Origin of the sequence: Thermococcus sp. GR5 (assembly GCF_012027535.1) — an archaeon.
In the GTDB taxonomy this organism is placed as follows: Archaea; Methanobacteriota_B; Thermococci; order Thermococcales; family Thermococcaceae; genus Thermococcus; species Thermococcus onnurineus.
This window is the reverse complement of record NZ_SNUN01000008.1, coordinates 80,048-106,062: the sequence shown is the minus strand read 5'-3', so window position 1 is coordinate 106,062 and position 26,015 is coordinate 80,048. Positions and strand designations below refer to the sequence as shown.

Sequence of the window (26,015 nt, the reverse complement as noted above, 5' to 3'; positions counted from 1 at the left end):
AGGTGAATAAGTTTATAAATAATTTGAAACCAATGTTAAGCTAATGAGGCAATATAGGGCTTTAAACATCGTGTTTGGTAGTTTAATATCAATCGCTCTATTGTTGCTGGTTAGACTAAGTCCCTATCTCTCAATATTGCCGCTAATGTTTTTAGGCTTAAATCTAAGTTCGTATATTTTTGATAGTTTCCGATACCGGATTGGAATTGCAGGAGCTATTGGCTTCTCTGTCCTGATACTCATGGCATACATACTTAGCATTCTTGGTATCGGCTTGTCGCCTCTAATCTATGTAACGCTAATAATAACTGCTCTGACATTTGACTCTCACAGATATGCGAAAATATCTAAAGACGAAGCTCTAACGCTTGGAAAACTAATGTTCATTGTGGGATTGATAGCAATTATAAAAGTTCTTATCCTAAAAATGCCAACGGATACTATGGATAGTGTATTCCACGCCTATAAAGTCCAGTATATATTGAAATATCAGTCATTATTTCCTCCAAAAGTCCCGGTTTTTAACATGCTTTCATATCCTGCCGGATATCATACCATTGTAACGTGGGTAGTTTTATTGTCTGGAGACTTGATACCACATGCAATGCTTGTTGTTAGGGTATGGAGCTGGATTTTGATAGTACTTGGAACTTATTTGTTTGCCTCAGTTTGGTTTGATGGCAAAGTAGGCATGTACTCCACGATGGTGATCTTGGTAACCAATATCTACAATTACTATCTTATGATTTACATACATCCCAACTTTTTAGGCTTCTATTTCTTCATGGCGACATTGTCCCTGTTCTATTTAATTGTTCACAAAAAAGACACTAACCAATGCAACAATCGGGCAATTCTTATAGTATTCTTGATCCTTATAACAACGGGCACCATCTTTGTCCATCCATATGAGTTCCAAGCGTACGTTTTTATTGCTGCAGTCTATCTCCTGTTAAGTGTTTACTACAAAGAACTCACGTTAAAGCAAGCAATGTTAAATGGATTGCTTTATATTGTGCCCCCTCTTGTGATTTACGCGGTTTTAAATCCGTACTTTTGGTGGCCAGAACTTGCGTCGAAAGTGACTATTGAATACCCTTGGGCTTCATACATTGGAGTTGCGGTAAATAACCTAGCTGTTTTTACTGGCAGGAACATAATGGACACATGGAACAGGTTTAAGTTCATGATTAACTGGGCAACTCTGAGAAATTACAGTTATTTTGCATCCCTTCTTTTAGTAGCAAGTGTTGGGATTCCACTTTCCAAGAGGTATAAGCTCAAGGAGTTGGCATCATTATGGAGTTTTGTTTTATTCGTTTTAGTTCTGATATTAAACCGGCTTACCTATAACGTTCCAATTCCCTTTTATGGAACTGCAGCTATGGAGCGTATGTTTTTGTGGTTGACACCGCTCTTTCCGGTCTTTATTGCAGTTGGGTTTAATGCATTACTTAGCGCGCTTAGTGGATTGGTCTCTTCCAAGAAGATTAGAGTAATTACACTGGTTTTCCTTGTGTTTCTGTTTATAGTTCCAGCACAGGGGATAGCATATGACATGATTTCTGATGAGGCGAATTATTATGTTGACGCTTATAATTTGGAGGATTTTGAATGGATTAACGAGAGGTTCTCGGGCATCACTGTGATGAACTCCTGTGATTCGGATTCTGGACAGTGGATTCCATTTTTTACCTCAAACACTGTTCTTTTCTCTTACGTAAACTATTGTAGGGTGTACAACTATACTCCGAAAACCGTGGAAGCCTTGATTCAGGGAGGAATAGTTCCCCTGAATGCGACGTTGGCGTATATAGATACAAATTATCCAAGTTTAAATCCCCTGATTTTTTACACTCGTTTCAAGCTTCTTAGATACAACAACGGAAATTGGATATTCGATTTAACATCTAAAAACACCTCTGAAAACTACAATGTCCTAAAATCTCAAATTATGTTGTGTAAAAACACGATATCCGGTAACACATATGAAGATTGGAGATACTACGTATATGGCTTCAAGAAAAAATATTTCATGGTTGAATATTTCCATTTACACGGTCTCGATTATGCATGGCTCTTCGGCCAAAATGGCACCATCATCTTTGTACCATGCAAAAATTACAGTAGATTAACAATATCGTTTATTTCCTTCTCTCCAGATCCAATCAACACAACAATACTGATAAATGGGATACCTCATGCGATAATTGCGAATCCAGGTGATAATGTCTATGGGTTGCCAGCAGGAGTTCAGTCGGGGACTCTGAACATAATAGAAATAAAGAAAGAGAGGAACGAAGGATTGTTCCTGATAAAGTCCATTGAATTTAGTGACTAATCAAAGAGTGAGGGATAATAATGAGGAGAGCGCATCAGTGGATGGGCATGCTATCAATATTATTTGTCTATCTCCTGACGCGGATTTACTGTATATTCACATTTATGAGCGAATACTACGACTATGACGAGGGTACGTATCTTCTAATCGCCCGACTGATTAACCATGGCTATCTCCCTTACAGGGATATTTTTGCAGTTCATCCGCCCCTCTATTATTATCTCCTTGCCATTTGGTTGAAGATATTTGGGGACAGTTATGTAACCGGACGGATGCTATCAGTTTTCTTTGGTCTGCTGTCACTAATCATAGCTTACTACATCGGTAAAGAGATTAAAGATTGGAAATTGGGTCTTATGCTCTCTGGGCTGCTGGCTCTTGATCCTCTCTTAATTAAGGTAAACTCTCTGGTTTTTCATGAATCTTCAATTGAATTTTTCACTCTGCTGTCTGTTTACTATTTTGTCAGATACATAAAAACAGAAAATGAAAAATATGCATATATTGCGTTATTTTGGGTGGGTCTTGGAAGCACGTCTAAGTTCACCATTCTTCCGTATGCACTTGCGCTGTACATCATAATACTATTCAACAGAAGTGGGCGCATTATTTCATACTTGCAGGGCGCAGTACGGGTTATTTTTAACAGACGACAGGTCTTTATACTTATAATAGCGTATCTCATCATGATTCTTTTAGTGATGGCTACTATTATTCTATGGCCGAGCTGGTATACTAGGGCCGTTGTCGTGGTGCCGGGCATTCATAGAATCACTTACTGGGATCAGATAATCCCCATAATGATCCTTCTCGTCATTTGGGGTAGTTTGACTCTAAGAATATTCAACTCTTCGTATCTTCCCCAAGTAAAAGACATGATTAGCTTTTCACTTCATAATCTAAAACGCGTCTCGCTTCTAGCTTCTGCATTCTTTTTGCCAAAAATAGTCGTGGAAGGATTGTTGGGAATAGTTATTAGCACTGACTATATCTCCCAGACATATTTGATACAGGGGGGAAGAAGCTTTCCGATAATAAACTTTTTTATATTCGTTAGCGACCTCTTCGAGGACATTTACGAGAACACTCTGGAGTTCTGGATATTCATTCTTCCGGTTGTTCTGTTAGCACTCTTAGTATTAGCTATATGGGCATTTTCCAAGAAAGTTCCCATGTCTTCGTTGGGTAGATCCCTCGTTGTCTTGTCAACGATAACAGCATTTATGTATTTTGCTGTGTCTCCGTCTATTATCACAGCTAGATTTATCCTGCCCCTTTTATTGTTGATGGATATCCTGCTTGCGGATGTTCTTTACAGTCTCCCCACCATTGTTCAAAGGGGGCACGTACGCACTCTGGGCTTTTTCCTCGTCTTATTGCTGTTGGTGGCTGATTTTGGAATTGTTTATCAGTATCCCCACGGCAATCTAAAGTTTATCTACGCAGTTCACACAAAAACGATGCGGGATGATCTCAGAGACTACCTCTCATCCGCAGACATTGCCCTTGGGACAACTTATTCCTTAAATCCAATGAATATTTATTACTTGGGCGCAAATACCGTCCCCTATTACATTGACGCGTTTGGTTTAATTTTACTTAAAGATCTCAACTCCAGTACGATGCTTAGCATTTTGAAAGATGGAGGAGTTGAATATTTCATCATTAGCACTTGGGCATATTACAACTGGGTTAACAAAGAATTTAGAAGTGAACTTCGGAGCTTTGCATCGACGGTGAGAATGAACTCAGCTTTATTATATGGCGAGTCTTATGATAACAAAGATGTCCTGGAAATGTATTCACAATCACTTGCTAATAATCTTACAGGGCCACTTTATATAAGCACTTACAATGGCAAGGTTATTGTTTGGGTAAACTCAACAGAAATCGCGGATTTCTATGCAGTTAGTCATGATGTAACCTTTGACTTCCGTACTCGGATGAGGCTCAATCCTAACTATGGTGCCTACCTTGTAACACAATACTCCAATATTCCATCTGAACAGGTAACGTTTGAGCTGTTTCTAAACGGGAGCAAGATTGTTTTATCCTCAGTGAGTTTGCCGCTCATATTTAATTTCACTACCGATATAACTGTTTTTGCTGGAACAACACACCTAAAACTTGACCAAGAAACAAACGCTCCAGTGGATGTATACTGTGGGGATTTTCATCTGATTATTAGGGGAGTAGACATTAGGATCAGAAAGATTTCAACAAATGCGCTTGAGGTAACAGGAACCAAAATTGTATTCGAGCTGACAGGATGAATTATCATCCTTCCTGCAACTCTCTTAGAGCCTCTGAAACTAGACTATCTCCAGACTCGGCAAGAGATGTGGCTGTATGGTGTGGTCTGTCTCGGAGTATTCTTAAGATAACAAGCACTATGAAAAGACCTGCTGCAAACATAAAAACATACTCTATTGAACTCTGCGCCTTCCATTTCATGTTGTTCCCCCATCTATTAATGGATTCATAGGGTTCTCAGAGTTGGTAAACATTAAAAAATGGATAGAAGCCTGTCTTCAACCGCTAGCACTCATCGAGCTAAGGACATTGCTTATCTCAGTCTCGGCACCCTCAATAGTCTGAGAAGCAGTACTACCCCTGCTCTGTAGCTGCCTGACTACAATCAGGATTATTATCAGGGCAGCCGCAATCATAAACAGGTACTCAATAGCACCCTGGGCCTTTCTCTTCATTTTCTTCACCTCCGTGGGATTACTTCATACATTAATGCACTGAAAAAGCTTATATAGCTTTCTCCCCAAACTTAAGGAAAAGACCCTCAATACTGTGGAATCATCAGGGGTGGTCTTGTGGAGTTGTTAAGTCTCCAATGTGAATCCTCAAACATTGAAGATTGTATAAGTAATATCCTATCCAAGTCGCGGAAATTACTATCCTCGAAATCAGGTTTTATATCTTCCTCAAAGATAGCCCTAACTTTCGGTGCGTTCATGAACCTTACAGTAACTCTCCTAATAGATCCGCGTAGTAATATGTTAAAAGGCCTCCTCGCCGAGTATTCCACAGGCAGGAATAAAGAGGACGCGATAAACAAGACTTTGGAAAAAATTAACAGGTTCCTGCCCAGGGACGCACAAGTCGTCAACTTCGAAATAGGTACCTACACCACTCCCGTGACCAGAAGGACTTATGCAGTTGGTGTTGTTGTTTACAATGCACCCCTAGAGAAAAAATCCTTCACTGAGCTCACGATAAAAGAACGCAGAGAACTGCTGGCCGGTGTTCTGGAGTCCTTCAACTACAATCCGAAGGTTCTTAACATATCCGAAATCGCTAGAATGTTCGGTGTTTCGAGGGACTCAATATACTATGATATCGAACAAATCTTAAAGGAAAGAAAGATCAACCGGTGACCCAGAGCGGTCTCGGTGTTGCAGAAATTAGGAAGATCATCACTGCCAGAATAACCAAGACGAGCCTTTTCTTTGAGATTGAGGAGACCTCATCGAGTGCTCCAGGATTTCCGACCGAACCCATCAGGAGCACAAGCATGCCCCAAATGAGCCAGCCGACCCAGAGAAAGCTCATGCCTATGAGAACTAAACCAACAGCAATCGTGAGATAGCGGTGCGTCTTCTCACTGAGGAAGGCCCTTGCTATGTGGCCGCCATCAAGCTGAGCAGCAGGAATGAGGTTTAAGAAAGTCACTAGAATGCCCACCCATCCAGCAATGGCAACGGGATGTAAGAAAATCACTGTATCCTCTGGGAAAGTCACGATGTATTTCTCCAAGAGCAGGAATATCAGATTCTCCCCAAAGACTATACTGCCTTCTGTGGGCGAGACAAGTTCCGCTGGCACTGGAATGGAAAGTCTAAGTCCGATTATGCTTACCGGGAGGGCTATCAAAAACCCAGCTATTGGTCCGCTGATACCAAGGTCTATTGCTGCATTCCTTGTGGGCAGTGGTGATTTTACCCTGATTACTGCCCCAAGCGTCCCCAGCATGCTAGGGAAGGGAATGAAGTATGGCATTGTAGCTCTAACGCCATGATACGCCGCGGCTATCTTGTGGCCAAGCTCGTGGGTTCCCAGTATTGCCATGACACTTATCGAGAACGCAATCGCGTTGAGATAAGGGTTTCGTATTCCAGGAAGACCGTAGTAATTAAGGGTATCTATGTAGGCCAGCGAGAGGTAGTAACCGGCCAGGAATGTAGTGAAAATCGTCGCGATGAGGAAGATCCACGGCAACCACCTGTTGTCCTCCTTTATTTCCTGGGCAGGGAAGACAAAGAGCAGCACTTTACCCTCACGCTTCTTGAGAGCGGCCCAATAGCCGAGTTCTTCAAGCTCTCTTAGGACTCTCTCAAAGTTATTTTCCATTATCCCTTGAACTTCAAAGACGAAGACGTTGCCATCTATCTGTTTTAGTTCAAGATTATAGAACTCCTTCAGCTTTTTTTTGAGGTTCTCCGGGAGGGAAGGCCTGCTTGGCTGGACCTGCACTGTGAGCTCTTGGGACTCCGTATAGAATCCTACCAGAACCATGTCCCTTCCACAGCGAGGACAGGCTTTCTCGAGCAGTGGCTCGGATGAATCTAGGATCTCCCTATGTCCACAGTTGATGCACTCGTAGATGCCCCTCGACATTTTTTGCACTCCCTAAAAAGAATTGAAACGGACCTTAAAAATGCTATTCCTCAACTTCGACCAGTCCCTCGTCGGCTTTGACCCTGACCCTCTGTCCACTCTTGAGCTTGGAGACGTCTATGCCATCAACCATAGGAATACCCGCTATTATAGCTCCTGTTGCCACTATTGTCTCGGCCTCACCGACGATTATTGCCTTCGGCGCCTTTCCGTTCTTCTTAAGGGCGTAGATAACGTAAGAGCCAACGGTTGATCCCTTACCACGTGGAAATGCCAGGACTTTTCCAGCTATGCTCTGGCCCCTTATATCGCTCTCGGCGTCGGTAACTATTCCTGTATTGGGGTCAACGCCGCCGAGGAATGAAAGGGGCTTCTGCGAGACTATCAGTTCTCCCTCAGCCTTGCCACCGACGATCTTTCTGCCCTTGAGTTTCATTTTCTCACCTCACGGTGCCTCTTTTATGAGGTTTTCTGCATCGTCGAGCCTAACCTTGAAGCCAAAGGACCGGAAGTAGAAGGCTGATTTTCCGCTGTTGGTGGCCACTCCTCTGTACCAGCCCTTTATCGGCGAGACTACGAAGCATATGTCGGGAATAATCCTGCCGTTGTAGCGCTCTATGATCTCGGTGTAGCCTAGAGAATCTGCCAATGCCTTAACTGCTCTGCTTGCAGTGATAAAGAGAGGTATCTTCAAGGGTCTCCCGCGCATTCTCAGCAGTTCGGTGATTTCCTTAATCTCTGCTAGGGAAGCGTGTGGGCAACCAATTAGAATCATGTCTATCTCACTCCAGTCATCGGCGAACTGCTCCCTAACGGCTCTGATATCGGAATCCTCAACGGTTATCGTTTCGAGCTTGTCAGTTATAGCATCTCTATATTCAGGGGTCTCACCTTCCACATGATATAGAGCTATAGAGCCGCTCGCGGCCATAGCGGCGCCCGTCTCTTTGAGATACTCAGTCATCTCGGGCTTCAGGCCTTTGATGTATGGCACGTCATTGCCGAGGATTTTTCCAAGGTGATAACCTAAGGCCGCATAGTCCACGAAAGTCCTGACGTTTGCATCAACACTGATTATGACGGTTGCTTTCCTGTTTTTGTCCAGATGCAGGCCATAGTTGGGAGTCCTACCAACTATCGCGGCGGCTAAACTTGAAGGTCCTCCTTCGCGGTTGGTCCTCGCACCCAAAATCGAGTTGGCGAAGCTTACCGCTGAACTTTCGCTCCAGGCCAAGTGATCACCGAACTTTGGAAGATTTGCCCCGTAGTAGGGGGTGCACGTGGAGGTAACTTCTATGCCCATCTTCCTGTAAAGCCCCAGAACTTCCAGCTGCTTTTCCATGAACTCGTCGTCGCCTATTCCCGCTGGGTTGAGGGTGGTGTAGACGCTGACTTTGGCTCCAGCTTCGACGAAGTCTCTCAGGAACTCGATTCCAGCGTCGCCGATGTTTTTGTATGAAACACCAGCAACCTGAGCACTTTTAATTGGAATGAGCCTGTCAGCACCGTAGATTTCTCCCAGAGCCACGAGTATCTCCATGGCCTTCTGGAGGGCGTAGCCGTATTCGCCGGCCAGGATGAGTTCTTCCTCTTTGGTCAGGTACATTCTACCACCAGAGAATCTGGGGAAAGAGGAGTTATAAACTCTTCTTTTCAACACTTATTAACCGTAAAATTATTATACTAAAAAGTTCTAATTTTTAGTGACATCATCGGAGGTGTCTACCATGACATCTCCAGTAAAAAAGTTGCAATGGTAATAGTTTTTTTGAGGCAATAGTCGCAGGCTCAGTCAAGCCAGTGGGAGCATGGGGGCTATATACGACGTGGTTCTATACGATACCGGGCCTGACTTTTATGCAACGAGAACGAATAGGTTTCTGGCCGTACACTTACAAGTTTACAATGCAAGGTACTCTTGGGACATACACGACTTCATGGTACCAGGGGTCGGGGTGGGGGTACATCATTATTCCAGTTCTCGGGGTGTATGTTCTAGATTATGCGGCGGCAGAGTTAACTAATAGCGCCGGATTTAGATTATTCAGAACTTATACGGAGCCTGGATTTACAGAAAGTTTCTATTACCCCTACCCGAGAGATAATGAAGGAGCCCTCGCTCTGAGTTGGAAATAGGTTGGCATTATGTGAATGTTTACGAGAGGTAGAGGGGGTGATCCCTATGAAAAAGATACTAGCACTCATTATTGTGTTGTTCATTGGAAGTGTTCTCGGAACAGCGTATGCTCTTGTTGAGTCTCCATCCAAGGATACTCTAGTTACCTCTGCGAGAACTCTAGTTGCTTACAATTTCACGAGAAGTATCGAGTTTAATCAGTATTATGTACATGTTATTGAGCAGAATGGGGTCAGAAAAGTTATGAAAGATCTCACATATATTGGTAAAGTTATTACAGTAGGACACATTGACATGAGAAAGGAAACAGTGAAGGCGATGGAGGAGTTCTATGTCAATGGAACCCTTCTGACACGTGCCCAGGTGATAGTAAACTTGAACACTGGGGAGATTAAGGGGAATATCATGTTGAACAATGGAACGACAATGGACTTGACAGAATTCTGGAGTCAGTACTATGGTATTGAAAAGGATGAGGCCATTACTATGTTCGAAGACAATCTTCCGATGATAGCATTCAGGCGTCTTGTCCTCAACTCAACAGGTCTATCTAGGATACAGTTGCAACTATCTACAACGGATAGGATTCTAATGGGTCTTGGACTTAAAGAAAGGTTGTTTGCGTATAGGTTCACGTCCCCCTCAGGAAAAGAGTGGACTGTATTGGTGAATTCAAGGGGCATTCCAGTACGGTTCGAGTCCCAAGATAAGGACTTGAAAGTTACGGTTGTTGTGCAACCTTTTGAGTAACATAGTGATTTTTTAGTTTTCTTATTTTGATACCTCCCCCGCAAAATTTATAAACCCTCCACGGTTCACTAACTAACGGGTCGAGCAGCGGGGTGGGGCAGCTAGGAGTGCCCGCCGGGCTCATAACCCGGAGGTCGGAGGTTCAAATCCTCCCCCCGCTACCATACTGTTTTGGGTTGTATCTTCTTGCCTATGTCTCTTGTACTAAACTTCGAGCAACTTCTCAAGTTGGCCTGTTTTTGGATTGTGGATCAGTTCCAGTTGCAAATTTTGCAACGCTTGATTTGAAACATTAAGCGTATTGTGGAGTGAATTCCAAGCTTTCAGAGCTCATTCACTGTTGTTGACAGCTAGGACTATTTTTTTCTAAACTCTCTAAAGTACTTATGGACATCCTACGAAACTTTTATTTACGTTTGCCACATAAATCTCGTGGGGATGAATATGAAACGGGGAGTTTCTAGTATCGAGTATTTGTTTCTTATTGCTGTGGCACTGGTAATAGTACTGTTTGTCATTCACCAGCTGGTAGTAATGACTTCTGATTACACAGATGTAATGGAAACTATTTCAACTGAAATAGCACAGGAACTTGCAAACCAGTCATGCAACGGGACGTCTAAAATCGTGATATACTATGTTCATTATGACGCTATGGGATGGGATCATTCGAATCTAAATGACGAGTACGTAGTTATTGCAAACCTTGGATGTCTAGATGAAAACCTGGGTGAATGGAGATTGATGGATGAAAAAGGGCATACATACATTTTCCCGAGTGGATTTATTCTGAAAGCGGGAAAAACAGTAACTGTACATACTGGCTCGGGTACAGACACTGACACGGATCTTTACTGGGGCGAAAAGCGGGCTGTCTGGAACAACGACGGGGACACTGCGTACCTTTACGATGCGAGCGGAAACCTTGTGGACAGTTGCAGCTGGACTGGAAAAGAAGGAGGAGCTGTCAGCTGTCACTGATGGCAAACTTTTTAAACTCCTTCTTTTAGGCTGATGCGAAGGGGCGGCTGGCGGGAGCTGGCCGTCACCGGGAGGTGTATGATATGGCAAGGATACACGCGAGAAAGAGGGGTAGGTCTGGTTCTAAGAGGCCACCGAGGACCGCTCCGCCGACCTGGGTAGAGTACACGGCGGAGGAGGTCGAGGGGCTCGTTATTAAGCTCAGGAAGGAAGGCTACAGCGCTGCCATGATAGGAACCATCCTCAGGGATCAGTACGGCATTCCGAGCGTCAAGCTCATCACCGGCAAGAAGATAACCAAGATACTCGAGGAGAACGGCCTCGCCCCGGAGATCCCGGAGGACCTCATGGCCCTTATCAGGAAGGCCGTCAAGCTCAGGAAGCACCTTGAGATGCATCCGAAGGACAAGCACTCAAGGCGCGGTCTCCAGCTCACCGAGAGCAAAATCAGGAGGCTTGTCAAGTACTACAGGAGAACCGGCAAGCTGCCAGCGAAGTGGCGCTACGACCCAGAGCAGGCCAAGCTCTTGGTTCGCTGATTCCCCTTTCCTTCTTATAAGGTGGTAAAATGGACAAGGGCGCTTTCTTGGAGAAGGCCCGTGAAGGAGCAGAGCTAATCAAGATGCACATCGAGCTAGGACACACTATAAGAATAATCTCCCACCGCGATGCGGACGGAATAACTGCCGGGGCGATTCTGGCGAAGGCGATATTACGTGAGGGCGGTAGCTTTCAGCTCAGCATTGTCAAGCAGCTCAGCGAAGGGCTTATCCAGGAACTTGCCGCGGAGAAGCACAAGATATACGTCTTCAGCGACCTCGGGAGCGGCTCAATCGAACTCATCGAGAAGTACCTCGAGGGAGCGACCGTTGTCGTTGCTGACCATCACCCACCGGAAAAGAACGAGTTTTCCACTGATTCCCACCTGCTTGTCAATCCAGTACCATTTGGAGCCAACAGCGTTCGCGATCTGAGCGGCTCCGGCGTTGCCTACTTCGTTGCTAGAGAGATGAACGAGAAAAACAGGGATTTGGCCTACATTGCCATCGTTGGGGCAGTCGGCGACATGCAGGAGATAGACGGCACCTTCCACGGTATGAATCTCGATATCATTGAGGACGGGAAGAGGCTTGGCATTCTGGAGGTCAGGAAGGAGCTCCGCCTCTTCGGCAGGGAAAGCAGAACTCTCGCTCAAATGCTGGCTTACGCAACAAATCCAGAAATACCCGAGATAACTGGTGACGATAGGAAGGCCATCGAGTTCCTCAGGGCTAAGGGCTTCGATCCCGACATGAAGTACTGGCAGCTCCGTGAGGAAGAAAAAAGGCGGCTCCACGATGCCCTTGTCATTCACCTGATAAAGCACGGTGCCCCAAAGGAGGCCATAGACAGGCTCATCGGTGATGTGGTCATAAGTCCCCTCTACCCGGAGGGGGACCCCAGGCACGAAGCGAGGGAGTTCGCCACACTCCTCAATGCCACTGGAAGGCTGAACGCTGGAACGCTAGGTGTTGCAATCTGCCTCGGCGACGAGGAGGCCTACAAGAGAGCTAGAAAGATGCTCGACGACTACAAGAGAGAGCAGATCGAGGCCAGAAAGTTCCTCATCCAGAACTGGAGTATGGCCGACGAAGGAGAGCACGCCTACGTTTTCTATGCTGGCAGGAACATCCGTGACACTCTGGTGGGCATAGCGGCTAACATAGCGATAAACGCGGGCCTAGTTGACCCGGAGAAGCCCGTGGTCGTTCTGGCTGACAGCGACGAGGATCCAAACCTCGTGAAGGGCTCGGCAAGGACTACGGAGAAGGCCCTAGCGAAGGGCTACCACCTTGGAGAAGCTCTGAAGGAAGTGGCAGAGAAGCTCGGCGGTGAAGGTGGAGGCCACGCTATAGCTGCTGGCATACGCTTTCCGAAGGACAGAATAAACGAGTTCATCAGGTATTTCAACGAGGTTCTTGGAAGACAGCTCAAGGGGGGCAGGAACGTTGCGGATTGAAGCAACGGCGAAAATCATCTGGCACTACAGGAGCGGGGAGAGAGCGAAGGCTATAGCCCAAGCTCTAGAAGTGGACAACGCTAGCCTTCCTGAAGGCCTAAAGAAAAGTTTAAATGTGGTAACCCGATGGGAAGATGGGGACGTCATAACAAAGGTTAAATACTCGGGTGAGATTGAAACACTCATCAAAGCGCTGGACGATTTGGTGTTTTCAATCAAAATCGCCGAAGATGTCACGTGAAAGGTTGGAGGTGTTAAGATGGCAAAGGGTAACCCAAGGAAGAGGGCTGCTGCTACCAAGGATAAGTGGAAGATGAAAGAGTGGTACGTGGTTTACGCTCCGGACTTTTTCGGCAACAAGGAGATAGGCCTCACCCCCGCTGATGACCCCGAGAAGGTCATCGGTCGCGTCATTGAGACCACCCTCAAGGATCTCACCGGCGACTTCACCAAGGGTCAGGTCAAACTCTACTTCCAGATCTACGACGTCAAGGGCCAGAACGCCTACACTAAGTTTAAGGGCCACACCCTCTCCAGGAGCTACATAAGGAGCCTTGTCAGGAGAAGGACCACCAGGGTTGATGGCATATTCAACATCACTACCAAGGACGGCTACAAGCTCCGTGTTATGGGTATGGTCATCGCCTACAGGCGCATACAGACCAGCCAGGAAAGGGCTATCAGGGAGATAATGAGGGACATCATCTACAAGAAGGCCGAGGAGCTTAACTACAAGGACTTCATCCTCGAGGCCGTCACCGGCAAGATGGCTACAGAGATCGCTAAGGAAGCTAGGAAGATCTACCCGATTAAGAGGGCGGAGATAAGGAAGATAAAGGTCCTCGCAGAGCCGGAGGCCTGAAGGCCTCTCAACCTCCTTCTCTATACCTTCCAGATTCTCTTCTCGGCAGGCTTTTAAGGGCCCAATCATTCTCTCTCTGGAGGTGAGAGCGTGAAGTTTCTCGTTAAGACTCAGAGGGGAATGGAGAGCGTTGCTGCTAACTACATTCGGGAGATTCTTCCGGATGCGGAAGTTTGGGCGTCTCCCATGGGCTACTCGGGTCTTGTTGTAGTTGAGGCGGAAGATGAGAAAGCCGAGGAGAAGATTCTTGAAATTCCAGAAGTCGAGAGAGCCATAAAAGTTCTCCATGAGGTTCCCGCCCGGCTTGACGCCATCTTGAGCGTGGCAGAGGATGTTGCAAAACTCATCGATGAAAATGAGACCTTTGCAGTCAAGACCAAGCGTAGAGGGAAGCACGACTTCTCGAGCATTGACGTGAACAGAGAGCTTGGGGCAAAGGTCAGAGAGCTGACAAACGCTGACGTTAACCTCAGCTGGCCGGATAAGGTCGTTCAGGTAGAGATAATAGGAGATAGAGCTTACATATCTGTTCTTCCAGGCGAAGAGTACAGGAAGTTCACACCAAACAAGATAGACGCGAGGAAGCTCTTCCGCAAAGTTACCCTCGTTCAGATGCCTTACTGGGGCGACTACAAGGCCTGCAGGTCTTTCGGTGAGAAGATTGGGAGAGCCGCTCAGGCCTTTGAAGTTAAGGAGCTCATCATAGCTCCCAAAGAGAAGATGGACGCTTTTGAACTAATGGAGTTCATTAAGGGTGTCAAGATTGGCCAGGAAAGCAGATACCAGATACAGCGCGAGGCTTATCCCTGGAAAGTCGAGAAAGTTCCAGTCAGCGTATGGGATCTCTACCAGGTCGTTCGCGATAAGCGGAGGAACAAGAGGCTCCTTATAATCACCGATCCCAAGGGGCCGTCACTGGCTGAGGTGAAGGATAAGCTCGCCAGGGATATGTACTACGCGAAGGAAGTCGTTATCTTCGTCGGCTCCCGTGAGGGCATACCACGCGGCCTCTTCCGCTTCGCGGATTATGTTGTTGACTTAGCACCGTATATGACCTTCGCAACTGAACACGGCATTCCTGCGGCCCTTGTGTCCATGTGGGAGATCTACGAAGAATACTCTAGAACGAGGGAAGGGGAAGAGTGAGTTTTTACATTTTTCTTTAATTCAATAATTGTACAGCGGCGTCAGACCCTAAGGTCTTCCTCACCGCTCAGGAATCCGCCGTAGTCATCATCCGCCAGTCAGGCTTTTTCAGGTTTTCTTTTAAACTTCACGCGAGGATGTAGAAGAGAAGTGCACCGATGGAGCCGCCAAAGAGTGAAGCAAGAAAGTTTGTCGAGTTATTATTTGTTATTCCCTCGTTTTCAAGGGTAGCTCCAATAAGACTGTCTAAGTTGACCCCGATAAATCCGCCAATGGTAACAGCCAGGAGCATTATGATCTTTTGCTCTGTGAGTGGAAGGGCGAACAGGGCCATAATGAAAGAACCCAAAAGTGCGAACAGCTCTCCGGGCCACGAAATAGCTCCGTTAACACCGGGTCTAGCTGGCTCAAAGGTGGTTATCAACCTTGGATTTTTTCCGAAAATCTTTCCAAGCTCGCTCGCAAGAGTATCTCCATTAACTGTAGCTATCGAAGCAAAAGTCGCTGCCCAGAAAACGTCCATATGGGAGAAGTATTCAAAGGCCAAAAAGATTACTGCGGCAAGGCCATTGCCCATAACGTTGCCCCAACCCCTCACACCGTTTCTGCTCTGAGCAAGGCCGAGTTTTGCCTTTTCCCTGAACCGGTACTTGGTTGCAAGGACTCCAAGAACCACGAAGGTTACCATCGCCAAGAAGGGATAAAAACCACCAAGCTCCAGAACGACCAGACCGACAGCTGCAGCTGCCAAAGCACCCTTAGCATCAAGGGCTTTCAGTTTGTATGATCCTATGCCAAGCCCTGCAACCACTGCAACGTCCACTGCCATTCTCTCGAGCATCTCTGTCACCTGGAAAATGCCCCAACTGAGGCTTTATTATTCTTTCCTTCGTCGATGGACGAAGGAAGTGAAAGAAATCAAAGAACCTCAAACTTCACGGTGTCTGTTACGAAGGTTATATCGAGCTTGTCAATGCCTGGTATCTTCTTGGAAACATCGGCGATGATTCTCTCCAGCTCTTTCATATCCTTTGGACCAACGATGTGGATAACCAAATTGTGTGAACCAATGGCACGCTGAATTATCTTGATGTTTTCATCATCCTTCAGAGAAGAAATTACCTCGTCAAGGTCAATCGAAGGCTTAACAGTTATCCCGAGGATGACGTGAATGTATCCGAGAGCATCATAGTCAGGGATTATAGTATACTTTTTGATTATACCATTTCTCTCGAGACGATCCATTCTCCTGGAGATTCTCTGTCTTGTCGTGCCAAGAATTTCGGCGAGCTCCTTGTAGGTCAAACGCGCGTTCTTGGCGAGAAGCCTCAAAATCCTTATGTCAATCCCGTTTATTTTATCTGCCATCACATCCACCTCCCGGGATTATGTTTGTGATTATGCTCCCAATTATAAAAATGTTTCGACAATTTGGAGGATTTCTAACCAGTAGGTTATCCCAAATGACCCATCCCACTTTAAAACTGGGTTATATTTCAAACCACAATGTTACAAAAAAATGTGAGTATCCTGGAGATTTTATCCATCCGTGTTATCCCATCGATCCCTGTCACGTTCCCTGTACTTCTCTATGCTCTTCTCCAGGGCACTCAGAAGGTCCACTTCGTAATAGTTGGCTATACACGAGAGGGCAAACATGACGTCGCCGAGTTCCTCCGTCAGCTTTTCCGGGTTGCCTTTTCCCTTGACCCCTTCAATTTTCAGTAGTTCATCAGCTAGTTCTCCAATCTCTTCCATCAAAGCTGCGAGCATCTCGAAGGGACTCCAGTATCCACCGAATTCTTTAACAAGGTCGTCAACTCTCCGCTGATGGTCGTTCATATAGCTCACACCAGTCCAGTTCTCACCCTTACGAGGTATTCCTCGAGAACCTCTGTGTTCGTTCTGTAAAAGTGCATCTTGCCTTCTTTTCTCTCAAGTATCAGGCCCAGAGCCTTTAGCGTCCGGAGGTGGTGGCTGATCAGAGTCTGATCTTGGTCGAGTATCTTTGATATCAGACACACGCAGAGCCAGTTGTCCTTTAGGATCTTGAGTATCCTGAGCCTCAGCGGGTTTGAGAGTGCCTTGAGGAACTTCATGACGTCCTCTTCTACCCGAAGGTTAACCTCCTTGTCTAGGTCAGGGATGCCACAGGTCTCTGAACACTGGAGGACAGTTCTTCTTTGCTTCTCATCTAGTTCGTTCAGAACTTCCCTAACCCTCATGCTGCAACACCGATTAGCAGATTGGGACACATCTATTTAAGAATTTTCACATGAAGTTAGTCAAGGATTTCGACCTTCAGACGGCTCCCATCACTTTTATAGGCCCTCACGCTGTCTTCTGTAAAAGGATAGGCAATTATCAGATGGACACCCCCAAACTTGGAGAAAAAGTTCAGATCTACCTGGGATGGCCATGGATTCGGGCCAGGATGCGAGTGAACGGTTCCCTTTATGCTCTCGTCGTAGGGCAGCATCCATGTGTTGAAGAAAGCCGAACTCCTCCCAAAATGAGGATCTGGGGCTATAAGAACCTCTTCAAAAACGCCAGCCTTCTCCCTCAAAAAGCCAGCGAACTCGTTGGGATAGAATTCGCGGGCTAATTCAAGGAGGTATCCCAAGAGCTCCCTTCTAATTTTGACGGTTTCCATCTTGCTCACCGAAAAATAATCAAAAGGGGATATCAAAGAGCGGCAATTGCCTCTATCTCAACCTTAACGCCCTTCGGCAGATTGGAGACTTCGACTACCGCCCTGGCCGGCTTGGACTCTGAGAAATATTTCTCGTAAACCTCGTTGAACTTGGCGTAGTCGTTTATGTCTCTCAGATATACTGTAACTTTAACGACGTTCTCAGCGCTTCCGCCGGCGGCTTTCACTACTGCTAGCAGGTTCTCAATTGCCTGCTTTGCCTGTTTCTCTATTGAGCCCTCCACGAGCTCTCCTGTCTCCGGATTTATTGGTATCTGGCCGGAGACAAAGAGTAGCCTGCCTGCCTCAGCGACGATCCCCTGGCTGTAAGGTCCTATCGGTTTTGGGGCGTTTTCTGTGAAAACAACCTTTTTCATTTTCCCACCTCCGAAAATTAAGAAATCAGCGAAGCGAAGATTCCTCATCGCCTCCGCTCGGGTGTCCTCGGCCTCATCATTTCTTCTCCAGGTATTTCTCGAGGTTCTTGGCCGGAACGTCGAGCGGAAGACCTATCTTCTCAAGGGCCTTCCTGAGGGCGTAAACCTTGGCGTGCTCCTCAAAGCCCTCCCTTGCGTAATTCTCCGCCTGGAAGTGCTTGTACTTCTCAACAACGGCTGGAATGTCTGCCTTTTTAACCTTTTTGAACTCCGCGAACCAGGCATCAATACCTTTCACGTCTATTCCCGCGTAAACGGGAAGCTTTAGAGTTATCGTCTCGTTTATGCTAGCTAGAAGCCTCGCAACGTCGGCCATCGGTGTCTTTTCGTCGATTATCAGTCTCTTCACCACCCTCCATTTCCCGTGCTCGGCACTGAGGTGGAATGCCGTGAAGTTGACGTGATCCTCGTTGTAGGGAAGGGCTATTTTTACCTCCCTCAGGGGCTCTTCGGGGTAATCTACGGTAACCTTCTTTTCGAGAACCTCCCTGACGAGGATCGCCTTCGCGACCTCAACGAGGTGTTTCTTCAGTTTCTTATCCTCCTCGAAGACGAGGGCACCGAGCTTTCTTGCCGTTCCGGGGGATTTAAGGGCCACCACCGCGTCGCTCAGATCTTTTCTGGCTATCTCTTCGGCGAGACTCATTATCCCGGCGATGTTCATGACCTCCGTTAGGTACTCTGGTATCTTGGGGTTCACGGTATTAGCGATGCTCGCAAGGAAATGGGCCACCATCTCATCTTCCATGTTGCGGAGCCTGTCTCCTACCTTCCAGCTTCCGTGACGGGCAGTGAAGATAATCTGATCCTCAACCTTCATCGTTTTCACCAACTCCTAATGGATGTCAAGGCCTATTTTAGCTTTTTCTTGACCATCTCAAAAAAGTTATAAATTGCATTGAGCATTCGAGTTTGAGAGAGTAAAAGAGGGAAGGAAAATGGGGGACGACGAGAAGATTAAGAGGGAAGCCCTGGCCCCCAGGGAGTACGGAGAGAGCTTAGAGCTTGGTATTGAGTTTACGACAACTGAGGAAATCGAAGTTCCCGAGAAGCTTATTGACCAAGTCATCGGCCAAGAACACGCGGTTGAGGTTATCAAAACTGCCGCCAACCAGAAGAGGCACGTGCTTCTGATAGGCGAGCCGGGAACAGGTAAGTCCATGCTCGGTCAGGCCATGGCCGAGCTGTTGCCAACCGAAACCCTAGAGGATATCCTCGTTTTCCCCAATCCCGAAGACGAGAACATGCCCAGGATCAAGACCGTCCCTGCCTGTCAAGGCAGGCGTATTGTAGAGAAATACCGCGAGAAGGCCAAGAGCCAGGAGAGCGTAAAATCCTACATCCTCCTCTTTGTCATGTTTACCGTTATGCTCGCACTTTTCATTGAATTCAGTGCAACTACACTCCTGATGGGGCTCTTTGTTGTTATACTTACAATAATGGCCCTCTCCAATATGCGCCTTAAGAGTACTGTCCTCGTTCCCAAGCTTCTTGTAGACAACTGCGGAAGAACCAAAGCTCCCTTCATCGACGCTACTGGCGCCCACGCGGGAGCGCTCCTTGGTGATGTCAGACACGACCCCTTCCAGAGCGGTGGGCTCGGCACTCCTGCCCACGAGCGCGTTGAGCCAGGAATGATACACCGCGCTCACAAGGGAGTCCTCTTTATAGATGAGATTGCCACGCTCAGCCTCAAGATGCAGCAGAGCCTCCTCACCGCCATGCAGGAGAAGAAGTTCCCGATAACCGGCCAGAGTGAGATGTCGAGCGGTGCGATGGTAAGGACTGAACCTGTTCCGTGTGACTTTGTCCTCGTCGCGGCTGGAAACCTCGATACAGTGGACAAGATGCACCCTGCACTCCGCTCGAGGATCAGGGGTTACGGTTACGAGGTCTACATGCGCACCACCATGCCGGACACGATAGAGAACAGGCGCAAGCTCGTTCAGTTCGTGGCTCAAGAGGTCAAGCGCGACGGAAAAATACCCCACTTCACGAAGGAGGCTGTGGAGGAGATAGTCAGGGAGGCCCAGAAGAGGGCCGGAAGGAAAGGTCACCTCACGCTCCGCCTCAGAGACCTTGGCGGTATCGTCAGAGCTGCTGGTGACATAGCTGTCAAGAAGGGCAAGAAGTACGTGGAAAGGGAAGACGTCATTGAGGCAGTCAAAATGGCCAAACCCCTCGAGAAGCAGCTTGCTGACTGGTACATCGAGCGCAAGAAGGAGTACCAAGTCATCAAGACTGAGGGCAGCGAGATAGGTCGCGTCAATGGTCTGGCCGTCATAGGCGAGCAGAGCGGTATAGTCCTTCCGATTGAAGCAGTTGTCGCCCCAGCTGCGAGCAAAGAAGAAGGAAAGATTATAGTTACAGGAAAGCTCGGCGAGATAGCGAAGGAAGCCGTTCAGAACGTCTCGGCGATAATCAAGAGGTACAAAGGTGAGGACATAAGCCGCTACGATATTCACGTCCAGTTCCTCCAGACCTACGAGGGCGTTGAGGGCGATTCAGCCAGCATAAGCGTTGCCACCGCTGTTATCTCAGCCCTTGAGGAGATTCCGATAAGGCAGGACGTGGCCATGACAGGTTCGCTCAGTGTCCGTGGCGAGGTGTTGCCGATAGGCGGTGCAACACCAAAGATAGAGGCCGCAATAGAGGCTGGCATAAAGACGGTCATAATCCCCAAGAGCAACGAGAAGGACGTCTTCCTGAGCAAGGACAAGGCCGAAAAGATCCAGATATTCCCGGTCGAGACCATCGACGAAGTCCTTGAGATAGCCCTCGAGGAGAGCGAGAAGAAGAGGGAGCTTCTCAGGAGGATCCGGGAGACCCTGCCCCTTTCCCTTTGAGACGCTTTTTTCTCTCCGATCTTTCTCACACGGAACACTCTTTTTATAGCCTTCCACATCTTTGGCCAGAATGCTTAAAAGATGGTGAGTCTAGGTTACCGTGGAGGTGAGAGATTGCTCAACGTAGAGAACCTCAAGGTCGCAGTTGGAGGCAAGGAGATTCTTAAAGGTGTGAACATTTCTGTGGGTGACGGGGAGTTTCATGTAATCATGGGGCCAAACGGATCCGGAAAGTCAACGCTGGCGCTGACCATTGTGGGTCATCCAAGGTATGAAATCAGGAACGGGAGAATACTCTTCAACGGTGAGGACATAACTGATCTTCCCCCGGACGAGAGGGCCAAGAGGGGGATAATGCTGGCCTTTCAGCATCCGGAGGAGGTTGAAGGCGTCAGGATAATGGAATTCCTCCAGCAGGTTCTTGCGGAGGTTAAGGGGATTGATCTCGCCGAGGCGTACGACATGATTGTTGAGACCGCAAAGGGGCTCTGGTTCAAAGAGGAGGATCTCATGAGGTACGTTAACGTCGGCTTCTCCGGCGGTGAGAGGAAGAGATTTGAGATTCTCCAGGCACTTCTTCTTGAGCCGAAGCTCCTCATCCTCGATGAGCCTGACAGCGGTGTCGATGTCGATTCACTCAGTGTCATCTCGAGGAAGATAGATGAGCTTCACGAGAAGGGAACGGCGATTCTCCTGATAACTCACTATGGCAGGATACTCCAGCACCTCGACCCAAGCAAGTTTAGGGTTCATGTGATGAAGGACGGCAGAATCGTCCTTGAGCGCGGAGGCGAGTTCGTGAAGGAGATCGAGGAGAAGGGCTTCCAGAAGATTTTCGAGGAGTGTGGTTGCGATGAGTGAGATAACCATTCAGGAGGCCAAGGAGATCATAGCGCAGGAGATAGAGAACCTCGCGAGGCGAAACAAAGAGCCAGAATGGATGACGCGCATAAGGTACAAAGGCTTAGAAGCCTTCGAGAAGGCTCCTCACAATGATCCGGTCATTAGCAAGGACGAACTGCTGAGGTTCATAGCCAAGCCCGAGATAGAAGGCCTTCCAGAGCACATAGAGAGCCTCGATGACCTCCCACCGGAAATGAAGGCACTCCTAGACAGGCTCGGCATAAGCGAGGTCGAGCAGAAGTACATCGCTGGACTGGCTGTTCAGACGGACACGGGCATAATCTACAACCAGTTCCTCCAGGAGTGGGCTAAAAAGGGCCTAATTGTTCTTCCTATGGAGGAGGCCGTGAAGAAGTACCCTGACGTTGTAAAGAGGCACTTCCTCCAGATGTTTAGCGTTAATGAGAGCAAGATGGCTGCTTACCATACGGCAGTGTGGAACGGGGGCATTTTCCTATATGTCAAGGAAGGTCTGAAGGTTCCATTCCCGCTTCACCTGTTTTTCCTCATCCAGGAGAGCGCCCTCGCTCAGGCGCCGCACATCATAATCATCGCTGAGAGGAACACCGAGTTCCATCTTATAGAGGGCTGTACTGCACCGGTTCTGGTTAGGCACTCTCTCCACCTTGACATGACTGAGGCTTACATACACGATGGGGCAAAGGTACAGCTCACGGTCCTCCAGAACTGGCCTGAGTACGTTCACACGAGGCCGATGACACGGGCCAGAATCGGCAAGAACGCCCGTTTCATCAACACAACCGTTGGCCTCGGCACCGGCAGGAGCAATATAGCAAACCCCAAGTACTGGGTTGAGGAGAACGGTTACGTCGAGCTCAATGGGATCATTCTCGGTCAAAAGGACTGGTATGTTGATCTTGGCGGCGAGATGTACCTCCAGGGGAGGGAAGCCGCTGGAATAAATGCGAGCAAGGCAGTCATAATGGAAGAGAGCACTGTCATAACAAGAGGAAAGATAGTGGCCGAAGCGCCAAGAACCAAGGGGCACATAAGCTGCGACGCCTTGCTGATGAGTGACAAAGCTGTGATGGAGACATATCCGGGCCTGGTCAGCAGGGTTGACGACGCCGAGCTGAGCCACGAAGCCGCTATAGGCAAAATCCGTGAAGAGGAGCTCTTCTACCTTATGAGCCGTGGCTTGAGCGAGGAGAAGGCTACTCAGCTCATAGTCAAAGGCTTCCTCGAGCCGATGCTCAAGGACATACCAATGGAGTTCCTCGTGGAGATACGGAAGATAATTGAACTTGCCGTCAGTGGCGGGATGTAACTGAAAATTTTCCCTTTTGTTTTCAAATTTTCCTAATTTTGATCTCTTTATCCTGGAAAACCCTCAACGAAGTATTTTTAACTAAAGTCTCGTTTTTTCTGAAGGGTGATGCTATGGATCCGATGGCAAAGGCCTTTGAGGAGGCAAAGAAAAACCCGAAAATGAGGAAGAGGCTCAAAATAAAGGCGGCATTTTCGCTGCTCTTGTTCGTGATGTTCCTTGGGGTGATATTCATCACTATTGGAACTATAATCGCCAGCAAAACTGGAAGCTTCTTGGGAATGACTCAGCTGGATTTTCTCAAGCTCAGAGCCAGGTACGGCATAATAATGATGTTCCTGATTATAATCCATCTCGCGATGAACAGAAGCATAATGAAGAAGGAGCTCGAGCTCCTCTTCGGCTGAGTTCATTTAACTCTTATTTTTTGACTAATTCTTCAACGAGCTCAACAGCCTTCGGAAGGGCTTCCCTAACTTCCTCGGTCAGTTCCATACCCAGGTTGATTTCCTTAGCAACAATACCAATGAAGTGGATTTCAACGTTGGCAAGCCTTTCATCGAGTGCCATGAGGAGTTTGAGCCCGTCTATTGCCCCCATGAAGTGCGCACTCCTGATTTCAGCCTTCAGCTTCTCGAAAACTTCACCGCCGCTCACGTGGATTATTTCTCCCGGCTTGAACTTTTCGCTAAGTATGGCGTCGATGATTATGAGCCTTTCCTCTCCACTGTAATGGCTCTGGAGCATGAATATGTCTGTGCCAACTTCTAGAACGTTGTAACCTTTTTCCGCCAAAAGCCTGCCGACTTTCAGGCCGACACCATCATCCTTCATAAGTTCGTTGCCGAGGGCGAGGATTAGGGTCTCCATGAATACGGCCTCCAAAGAAGAATCTGAGAGGGAAATAAAAAGATATGGCTAAAGCCTCGCCACGTGCACCGAACAGGAGATGCACGGGTCGTAGGCCCTGACGACCATCTCAGCAAGGAGCTTCAGCCTCTCAGGATCGTCGTTGTAGTGCTTCTCAGCCATCATGCGTACATGAACCTCCATCATGGCGAGATTGAAGGCTGTGGGCGTTATGATATCCGCGTAAGCTACTCTTCCGTCCTTGACTTCTAGGGCGTAGACGAGGATTCCACGCGGTGCCTCGGTGGTGCTGACACCGAAGCCGTCCTTTACATCTACCTCGTCCCTCGGCCTTATCGGCCATTTAGCGAGGGCCTCGTCGATAAGGTCGATGCCCCTCTCCATGAAGTACACTAACTCAAGCGCCTGGGCGAGGTTGTTGGCGAAGGGGTTGGTTGGCCTGAGTAAGTCCTTGTGGCTCTCGTAGAGCTCCTTTGCCCTTCCGTAGAGCTTATCAGCATGGTTGACAACGCGCGATATGGCTCCCGTCATGAAGGGCTTCTCCCCGTTGTAGAAGCTGTGCTTGGCGAAGCTGTGCTCCACAACGCGCTCAACCATGTGCTTCTTGTAGTCCTCGCTCGGGAACTCGAAACCGTCGCTGACGCTTATGGCGTCGCCGTATATGCCGTAGACGTCTCCCCTCGGCCTGACGGCCATATGGATTATCGGCCCCTCGACTTCCTCGTACTGCTCAAGCTTGGAGAACAGCTCGAAGGTGTATTCTGCAAGTGGAAGGGCCTCCTGGAGCCTCTTCTTCATCTTCTCCAGCGTAGTCTTGTCGGGGAGCTTGCCAAAACCACCCATGACGACGTTTTCCTGGTGGATGGCCCTTGCACCAAGCTCGTCCATCATCCAGCTTCCGAGGTTCTTAAGGTCAAGGGCAATGTTGATCTCTTTCTTGTACTTGTCAAGCATTTTGAGCGGGTTGGAGTAGCCCATGTAATCTGGCAGGACGAGGAGGTAGAGGTGGAGCGCGTGGCTCTCTATCATGTCTCCAATGTAGAGAACCTCCCTGAGGGCCTGTATCTCCTCGCGTACCTCAAAGCCAACTGCCTTTTCAGCCGCCTCGACGGCAGTGAGCTTGTGGGCTGCTGAACAGAAGGAGCATATCCTAGGATAAACGGCCAAAGCCTCGTCGAGCTTCTTGCCTATGGTTATCGCCTCAAAGAACCTCGGACCCTCAATGATGTTGAGCTTGACCTCCTTGACCCCGTCATCACCAACGACTATTTCAACGCCGCCCTTGCCCTCTACACGCGCTATGTGATCAACGGTGATTGGAAGGTAGAGGTTCTTCATTCTTTCACCCCCTGAAAGACCTTATCGACCATCTCCTCCAGCTTTGGATTGTGTGCGTTGAAAATCTTCATTCTTTCGAGGATTTCTTCCTTGGTGAGGCCCTTTTCCTTGAACGTCCTGGCAAGTGAGTCGAACCATGCAACGTCGTAGCCTATCGCCCCTCTACATCCTATGCATGCTATTCCGTAGCTCGGGCATCTTGCGTCACAGCCCGCTCTCGTTATCGGGCCAAGGCACGGCTCGCCCTTCTCGATGAGAATGCATGTGTTACCCTTCAGTCTGCACTCAAGACAGACCGGGTAATCGATGTCCTCTGGCCAAGAACCAACGAGGAAGGTACCTATGGCATAGATGAAGTCCTTCTTCTCAGGTGGGCAACCGTAGATGCGGTAGTCAACTTTGATGTAGTTTTCGAGGGGTTCGGCCATCTTCGGCTCGAACTTAACCTTCCCATCGCCGTAAACGGCCTTCCAGAGCTCTTCGAGGCTCTTATCCTTCTCCCAGCTCTGAACCCCACCCTGGGTTGCACACGCCCCAACTGCAACGACTATCTTGGCGTTCTCGCGTATCCTCTTGACGAGTTCAACCTCTTCCTCTGTTGAAACGCTTCCTTCGATGAAGGCTATATCGACGGGCTCGTCCTCACTGCTGTCACGGTCAAGCATGTACCAGCAGACGATTTCAGTGTTCGGGAGCAACTGAAGTATCTCGTCCATCATGGCGAACCGGAGCTGACAGCCGTAGCATGAGGTGAGAGCGTAAAACCCTATACGAACCTTCCCCTCCATCTCCACCA

29 protein-coding genes and 1 tRNA gene are annotated in these 26,015 nt (G+C 48.0%); 15 read left to right on the top strand and 15 right to left on the bottom strand.

All coding sequences use genetic code 11. From position 1 onward, the window contains the following. Window positions 1-43: 43 nt before the first annotated feature. Both E3E33_RS08850 and E3E33_RS08845 read left to right on the top strand, forming a co-directional pair. Entirely contained in the window at window positions 44-2,341 is a 2,298-nt protein-coding gene (locus tag E3E33_RS08850; RefSeq protein WP_167710713.1) for a DUF6541 family protein, read from the top strand. Window positions 2,342-2,361: 20 nt separating this feature from the next. Continuing rightward, window positions 2,362-4,614, top strand: coding sequence for a glycosyltransferase family 39 protein (locus E3E33_RS08845; protein ID WP_167710712.1), 2,253 nt, complete (start codon window positions 2,362-2,364; stop codon window positions 4,612-4,614). A gap of 4 nt (window positions 4,615-4,618) precedes the next feature. On the opposite strand, the gene E3E33_RS08840 is transcribed toward E3E33_RS08845, so the two are convergent. Further along, complete coding sequence (locus tag E3E33_RS08840; RefSeq protein WP_167710711.1) at window positions 4,619-4,795, bottom strand: hypothetical protein; 177 nt, start codon at window positions 4,793-4,795, stop codon at window positions 4,619-4,621. A 77-nt stretch (window positions 4,796-4,872) separates the two neighbouring features. After that, the gene (locus E3E33_RS08835) at window positions 4,873-5,049 is read right to left on the bottom strand and encodes a class III signal peptide-containing protein (protein WP_167710710.1); all 177 of its coding nucleotides are present in this window, start codon (window positions 5,047-5,049) and stop codon (window positions 4,873-4,875) included. A gap of 258 nt (window positions 5,050-5,307) precedes the next feature. Here E3E33_RS08835 and E3E33_RS08830 point away from each other — a divergent pair, with 258 nt between their 5' ends. After that, the gene (locus tag E3E33_RS08830; RefSeq protein WP_148202359.1) at window positions 5,308-5,730 is read left to right on the top strand and encodes a hypothetical protein; all 423 of its coding nucleotides are present in this window, start codon (window positions 5,308-5,310) and stop codon (window positions 5,728-5,730) included. On the opposite strand, the gene E3E33_RS08825 is transcribed toward E3E33_RS08830, so the two are convergent. Genes E3E33_RS08825 through E3E33_RS08815 form a run of 3 tightly spaced genes read right to left on the bottom strand, consistent with a single transcriptional unit; the run spans window position 5,720 to window position 8,576 of the window. Beyond that, window positions 5,720-6,970, bottom strand: coding sequence for a site-2 protease family protein (locus tag E3E33_RS08825; RefSeq protein WP_167710709.1), 1,251 nt, complete (start codon window positions 6,968-6,970; stop codon window positions 5,720-5,722). The genes E3E33_RS08830 and E3E33_RS08825 overlap by 11 nt on opposite strands. Window positions 6,971-7,013: 43 nt before the next feature. Further along, the gene (locus E3E33_RS08820) at window positions 7,014-7,406 is read right to left on the bottom strand and encodes a DUF126 domain-containing protein (RefSeq protein WP_012571472.1); all 393 of its coding nucleotides are present in this window, start codon (window positions 7,404-7,406) and stop codon (window positions 7,014-7,016) included. Between the two features lie 9 nt (window positions 7,407-7,415). Beyond that, window positions 7,416-8,576, bottom strand: coding sequence for an aconitase X catalytic domain-containing protein (locus tag E3E33_RS08815; RefSeq protein ID WP_167710708.1), 1,161 nt, complete (start codon window positions 8,574-8,576; stop codon window positions 7,416-7,418). A gap of 576 nt (window positions 8,577-9,152) precedes the next feature. Here E3E33_RS08815 and E3E33_RS08810 point away from each other — a divergent pair. From E3E33_RS08810 to E3E33_RS08775, 8 genes are all read left to right on the top strand, one after another. Further along, complete coding sequence (locus E3E33_RS08810; protein WP_167710707.1) at window positions 9,153-9,857, top strand: hypothetical protein; 705 nt, start codon at window positions 9,153-9,155, stop codon at window positions 9,855-9,857. Window positions 9,858-9,943: 86 nt separating this feature from the next. After that, a tRNA-Met gene (locus tag E3E33_RS08805) sits at window positions 9,944-10,021 on the top strand. Window positions 10,022-10,301: 280 nt separating this feature from the next. Continuing rightward, window positions 10,302-10,838, top strand: a complete 537-nt coding sequence (locus E3E33_RS08800; protein ID WP_206203327.1) for a lamin tail domain-containing protein — start codon at window positions 10,302-10,304, stop codon at window positions 10,836-10,838. A gap of 83 nt (window positions 10,839-10,921) precedes the next feature. Then, window positions 10,922-11,377 carry a 30S ribosomal protein S15 gene (locus tag E3E33_RS08795; RefSeq protein ID WP_012571476.1) on the top strand — a complete coding sequence of 152 codons (456 nt, stop codon included), beginning with the start codon at window positions 10,922-10,924 and terminating at the stop codon, window positions 11,375-11,377. Window positions 11,378-11,406: 29 nt separating this feature from the next. Further along, entirely contained in the window at window positions 11,407-12,837 is a 1,431-nt protein-coding gene (locus E3E33_RS08790) for a DHHA1 domain-containing protein (RefSeq protein ID WP_167710706.1), read from the top strand. Then, window positions 12,827-13,078: a KEOPS complex subunit Pcc1 gene (locus tag E3E33_RS08785; RefSeq protein WP_167710705.1), complete on the top strand. Its 252-nt coding sequence runs from the start codon at window positions 12,827-12,829 to the stop codon at window positions 13,076-13,078. Before E3E33_RS08790 ends, E3E33_RS08785 begins: the two co-directional genes overlap by 11 nt. 18 nt (window positions 13,079-13,096) lie before the next feature. Then, window positions 13,097-13,699 (top strand): 30S ribosomal protein S3ae, encoded by a 603-nt coding sequence (locus E3E33_RS08780; protein ID WP_012571479.1) that lies wholly within the window; start codon window positions 13,097-13,099, stop codon window positions 13,697-13,699. A gap of 90 nt (window positions 13,700-13,789) precedes the next feature. After that, complete coding sequence (locus tag E3E33_RS08775) at window positions 13,790-14,845, top strand: SPOUT family RNA methylase (RefSeq protein ID WP_012571480.1); 1,056 nt, start codon at window positions 13,790-13,792, stop codon at window positions 14,843-14,845. 127 nt (window positions 14,846-14,972) lie between these two features. Here E3E33_RS08775 and E3E33_RS08770 read toward each other — a convergent pair whose 3' ends face one another. The 7 genes from E3E33_RS08770 to E3E33_RS08740 all read right to left on the bottom strand — a co-directional run bounded on the left by E3E33_RS08770 (window position 14,973) and on the right by E3E33_RS08740 (window position 18,794). Next, complete coding sequence (locus E3E33_RS08770) at window positions 14,973-15,686, bottom strand: DUF92 domain-containing protein (RefSeq protein WP_167710704.1); 714 nt, start codon at window positions 15,684-15,686, stop codon at window positions 14,973-14,975. Between the two features lie 77 nt (window positions 15,687-15,763). Then, window positions 15,764-16,213, bottom strand: a complete 450-nt coding sequence (locus tag E3E33_RS08765) for an Lrp/AsnC family transcriptional regulator (protein ID WP_012571482.1) — start codon at window positions 16,211-16,213, stop codon at window positions 15,764-15,766. Between the two features lie 171 nt (window positions 16,214-16,384). Next, a complete protein-coding gene (locus E3E33_RS08760; protein ID WP_012571483.1) occupies window positions 16,385-16,687 on the bottom strand; it encodes a MazG nucleotide pyrophosphohydrolase domain-containing protein in 303 nt (100 codons plus the stop codon). A gap of 5 nt (window positions 16,688-16,692) precedes the next feature. Beyond that, window positions 16,693-17,070 (bottom strand): helix-turn-helix transcriptional regulator, encoded by a 378-nt coding sequence (locus tag E3E33_RS08755; protein ID WP_012571484.1) that lies wholly within the window; start codon window positions 17,068-17,070, stop codon window positions 16,693-16,695. Window positions 17,071-17,126: 56 nt separating this feature from the next. Beyond that, on the bottom strand, window positions 17,127-17,498 hold the full coding sequence (locus E3E33_RS08750; protein WP_167710703.1) for a Mov34/MPN/PAD-1 family protein: 372 nt from the start codon (window positions 17,496-17,498) through the stop codon (window positions 17,127-17,129). 32 nt (window positions 17,499-17,530) lie between these two features. Beyond that, entirely contained in the window at window positions 17,531-17,914 is a 384-nt protein-coding gene (locus E3E33_RS08745; protein ID WP_167710702.1) for a RidA family protein, read from the bottom strand. Window positions 17,915-17,990: 76 nt separating this feature from the next. Beyond that, window positions 17,991-18,794 carry a DUF2666 family protein gene (locus E3E33_RS08740; protein ID WP_012571487.1) on the bottom strand — a complete coding sequence of 268 codons (804 nt, stop codon included), beginning with the start codon at window positions 18,792-18,794 and terminating at the stop codon, window positions 17,991-17,993. Between the two features lie 118 nt (window positions 18,795-18,912). Between E3E33_RS08740 and lonB the strand changes: the two genes are divergently transcribed. From lonB to E3E33_RS08720, 4 genes are all read left to right on the top strand, one after another. Next, on the top strand, window positions 18,913-20,820 hold the full coding sequence (gene lonB / locus E3E33_RS08735; RefSeq protein ID WP_167710701.1) for an ATP-dependent protease LonB: 1,908 nt from the start codon (window positions 18,913-18,915) through the stop codon (window positions 20,818-20,820). Between the two features lie 114 nt (window positions 20,821-20,934). Then, window positions 20,935-21,681, top strand: a complete 747-nt coding sequence (sufC, locus tag E3E33_RS08730; RefSeq protein ID WP_167710700.1) for a Fe-S cluster assembly ATPase SufC — start codon at window positions 20,935-20,937, stop codon at window positions 21,679-21,681. Next, window positions 21,674-23,011, top strand: coding sequence for a SufD family Fe-S cluster assembly protein (locus tag E3E33_RS08725; RefSeq protein ID WP_167710699.1), 1,338 nt, complete (start codon window positions 21,674-21,676; stop codon window positions 23,009-23,011). Before sufC ends, E3E33_RS08725 begins: the two co-directional genes overlap by 8 nt. 113 nt (window positions 23,012-23,124) lie before the next feature. After that, on the top strand, window positions 23,125-23,418 hold the full coding sequence (locus tag E3E33_RS08720) for a hypothetical protein (protein WP_012571491.1): 294 nt from the start codon (window positions 23,125-23,127) through the stop codon (window positions 23,416-23,418). A 13-nt stretch (window positions 23,419-23,431) separates the two neighbouring features. Here the strand turns inward: E3E33_RS08720 and E3E33_RS08715 are convergent, their stop codons facing one another. Genes E3E33_RS08715 through hydD form a run of 3 tightly spaced genes read right to left on the bottom strand, consistent with a single transcriptional unit; the run spans window position 23,432 to window position 26,007 of the window. Then, window positions 23,432-23,881 carry a hydrogenase maturation protease gene (locus E3E33_RS08715; RefSeq protein WP_012571492.1) on the bottom strand — a complete coding sequence of 150 codons (450 nt, stop codon included), beginning with the start codon at window positions 23,879-23,881 and terminating at the stop codon, window positions 23,432-23,434. Between the two features lie 48 nt (window positions 23,882-23,929). Continuing rightward, the gene (gene hydA / locus E3E33_RS08710) at window positions 23,930-25,219 is read right to left on the bottom strand and encodes an NADPH-dependent hydrogenase/sulfhydrogenase 1 subunit alpha (protein WP_167710698.1); all 1,290 of its coding nucleotides are present in this window, start codon (window positions 25,217-25,219) and stop codon (window positions 23,930-23,932) included. Continuing rightward, a complete protein-coding gene (hydD, locus tag E3E33_RS08705; protein ID WP_167710697.1) occupies window positions 25,216-26,007 on the bottom strand; it encodes an NADPH-dependent hydrogenase/sulfhydrogenase 1 subunit delta in 792 nt (263 codons plus the stop codon). Before hydD ends, hydA begins: the two co-directional genes overlap by 4 nt. Window positions 26,008-26,015 lie beyond the last annotated feature (8 nt).

Bases quoted from the DNA above. Each gene is read 5' to 3' on its own strand.
- E3E33_RS08850 (WP_167710713.1), top strand. From the start codon at position 44: ATGAGGCAATATAGGGCTTTAAACATCGTGTTTGGTAGTTTAATATCA.
- E3E33_RS08845 (WP_167710712.1), top strand. From the start codon at position 2,362: ATGAGGAGAGCGCATCAGTGGATGGGCATGCTATCAATATTATTTGTC.
- E3E33_RS08840 (WP_167710711.1), bottom strand. From the start codon at position 4,795: ATGAAATGGAAGGCGCAGAGTTCAATAGAGTATGTTTTTATGTTTGCA.
- E3E33_RS08835 (WP_167710710.1), bottom strand. From the start codon at position 5,049: ATGAAGAGAAAGGCCCAGGGTGCTATTGAGTACCTGTTTATGATTGCG.
- E3E33_RS08830 (WP_148202359.1), top strand. From the start codon at position 5,308: ATGAACCTTACAGTAACTCTCCTAATAGATCCGCGTAGTAATATGTTA.
- E3E33_RS08825 (WP_167710709.1), bottom strand. From the start codon at position 6,970: ATGTCGAGGGGCATCTACGAGTGCATCAACTGTGGACATAGGGAGATC.
- E3E33_RS08820 (WP_012571472.1), bottom strand. From the start codon at position 7,406: ATGAAACTCAAGGGCAGAAAGATCGTCGGTGGCAAGGCTGAGGGAGAA.
- E3E33_RS08815 (WP_167710708.1), bottom strand. From the start codon at position 8,576: ATGTACCTGACCAAAGAGGAAGAACTCATCCTGGCCGGCGAATACGGC.
- E3E33_RS08810 (WP_167710707.1), top strand. From the start codon at position 9,153: ATGAAAAAGATACTAGCACTCATTATTGTGTTGTTCATTGGAAGTGTT.
- E3E33_RS08800 (WP_206203327.1), top strand. From the start codon at position 10,302: ATGAAACGGGGAGTTTCTAGTATCGAGTATTTGTTTCTTATTGCTGTG.
- E3E33_RS08795 (WP_012571476.1), top strand. From the start codon at position 10,922: ATGGCAAGGATACACGCGAGAAAGAGGGGTAGGTCTGGTTCTAAGAGG.
- E3E33_RS08790 (WP_167710706.1), top strand. From the start codon at position 11,407: ATGGACAAGGGCGCTTTCTTGGAGAAGGCCCGTGAAGGAGCAGAGCTA.
- E3E33_RS08780 (WP_012571479.1), top strand. From the start codon at position 13,097: ATGGCAAAGGGTAACCCAAGGAAGAGGGCTGCTGCTACCAAGGATAAG.
- E3E33_RS08770 (WP_167710704.1), bottom strand. From the start codon at position 15,686: ATGCTCGAGAGAATGGCAGTGGACGTTGCAGTGGTTGCAGGGCTTGGC.
- E3E33_RS08765 (WP_012571482.1), bottom strand. From the start codon at position 16,213: ATGGCAGATAAAATAAACGGGATTGACATAAGGATTTTGAGGCTTCTC.
- E3E33_RS08760 (WP_012571483.1), bottom strand. From the start codon at position 16,687: ATGAACGACCATCAGCGGAGAGTTGACGACCTTGTTAAAGAATTCGGT.
- E3E33_RS08755 (WP_012571484.1), bottom strand. From the start codon at position 17,070: ATGAGGGTTAGGGAAGTTCTGAACGAACTAGATGAGAAGCAAAGAAGA.
- E3E33_RS08750 (WP_167710703.1), bottom strand. From the start codon at position 17,498: ATGGAAACCGTCAAAATTAGAAGGGAGCTCTTGGGATACCTCCTTGAA.
- E3E33_RS08745 (WP_167710702.1), bottom strand. From the start codon at position 17,914: ATGAAAAAGGTTGTTTTCACAGAAAACGCCCCAAAACCGATAGGACCT.
- E3E33_RS08740 (WP_012571487.1), bottom strand. From the start codon at position 18,794: ATGAAGGTTGAGGATCAGATTATCTTCACTGCCCGTCACGGAAGCTGG.
- lonB (WP_167710701.1), top strand. From the start codon at position 18,913: ATGGGGGACGACGAGAAGATTAAGAGGGAAGCCCTGGCCCCCAGGGAG.
- E3E33_RS08725 (WP_167710699.1), top strand. From the start codon at position 21,674: ATGAGTGAGATAACCATTCAGGAGGCCAAGGAGATCATAGCGCAGGAG.
- E3E33_RS08720 (WP_012571491.1), top strand. From the start codon at position 23,125: ATGGATCCGATGGCAAAGGCCTTTGAGGAGGCAAAGAAAAACCCGAAA.
- E3E33_RS08715 (WP_012571492.1), bottom strand. From the start codon at position 23,881: ATGGAGACCCTAATCCTCGCCCTCGGCAACGAACTTATGAAGGATGAT.
- hydA (WP_167710698.1), bottom strand. From the start codon at position 25,219: ATGAAGAACCTCTACCTTCCAATCACCGTTGATCACATAGCGCGTGTA.
- hydD (WP_167710697.1), bottom strand. From the start codon at position 26,007: ATGGAGGGGAAGGTTCGTATAGGGTTTTACGCTCTCACCTCATGCTAC.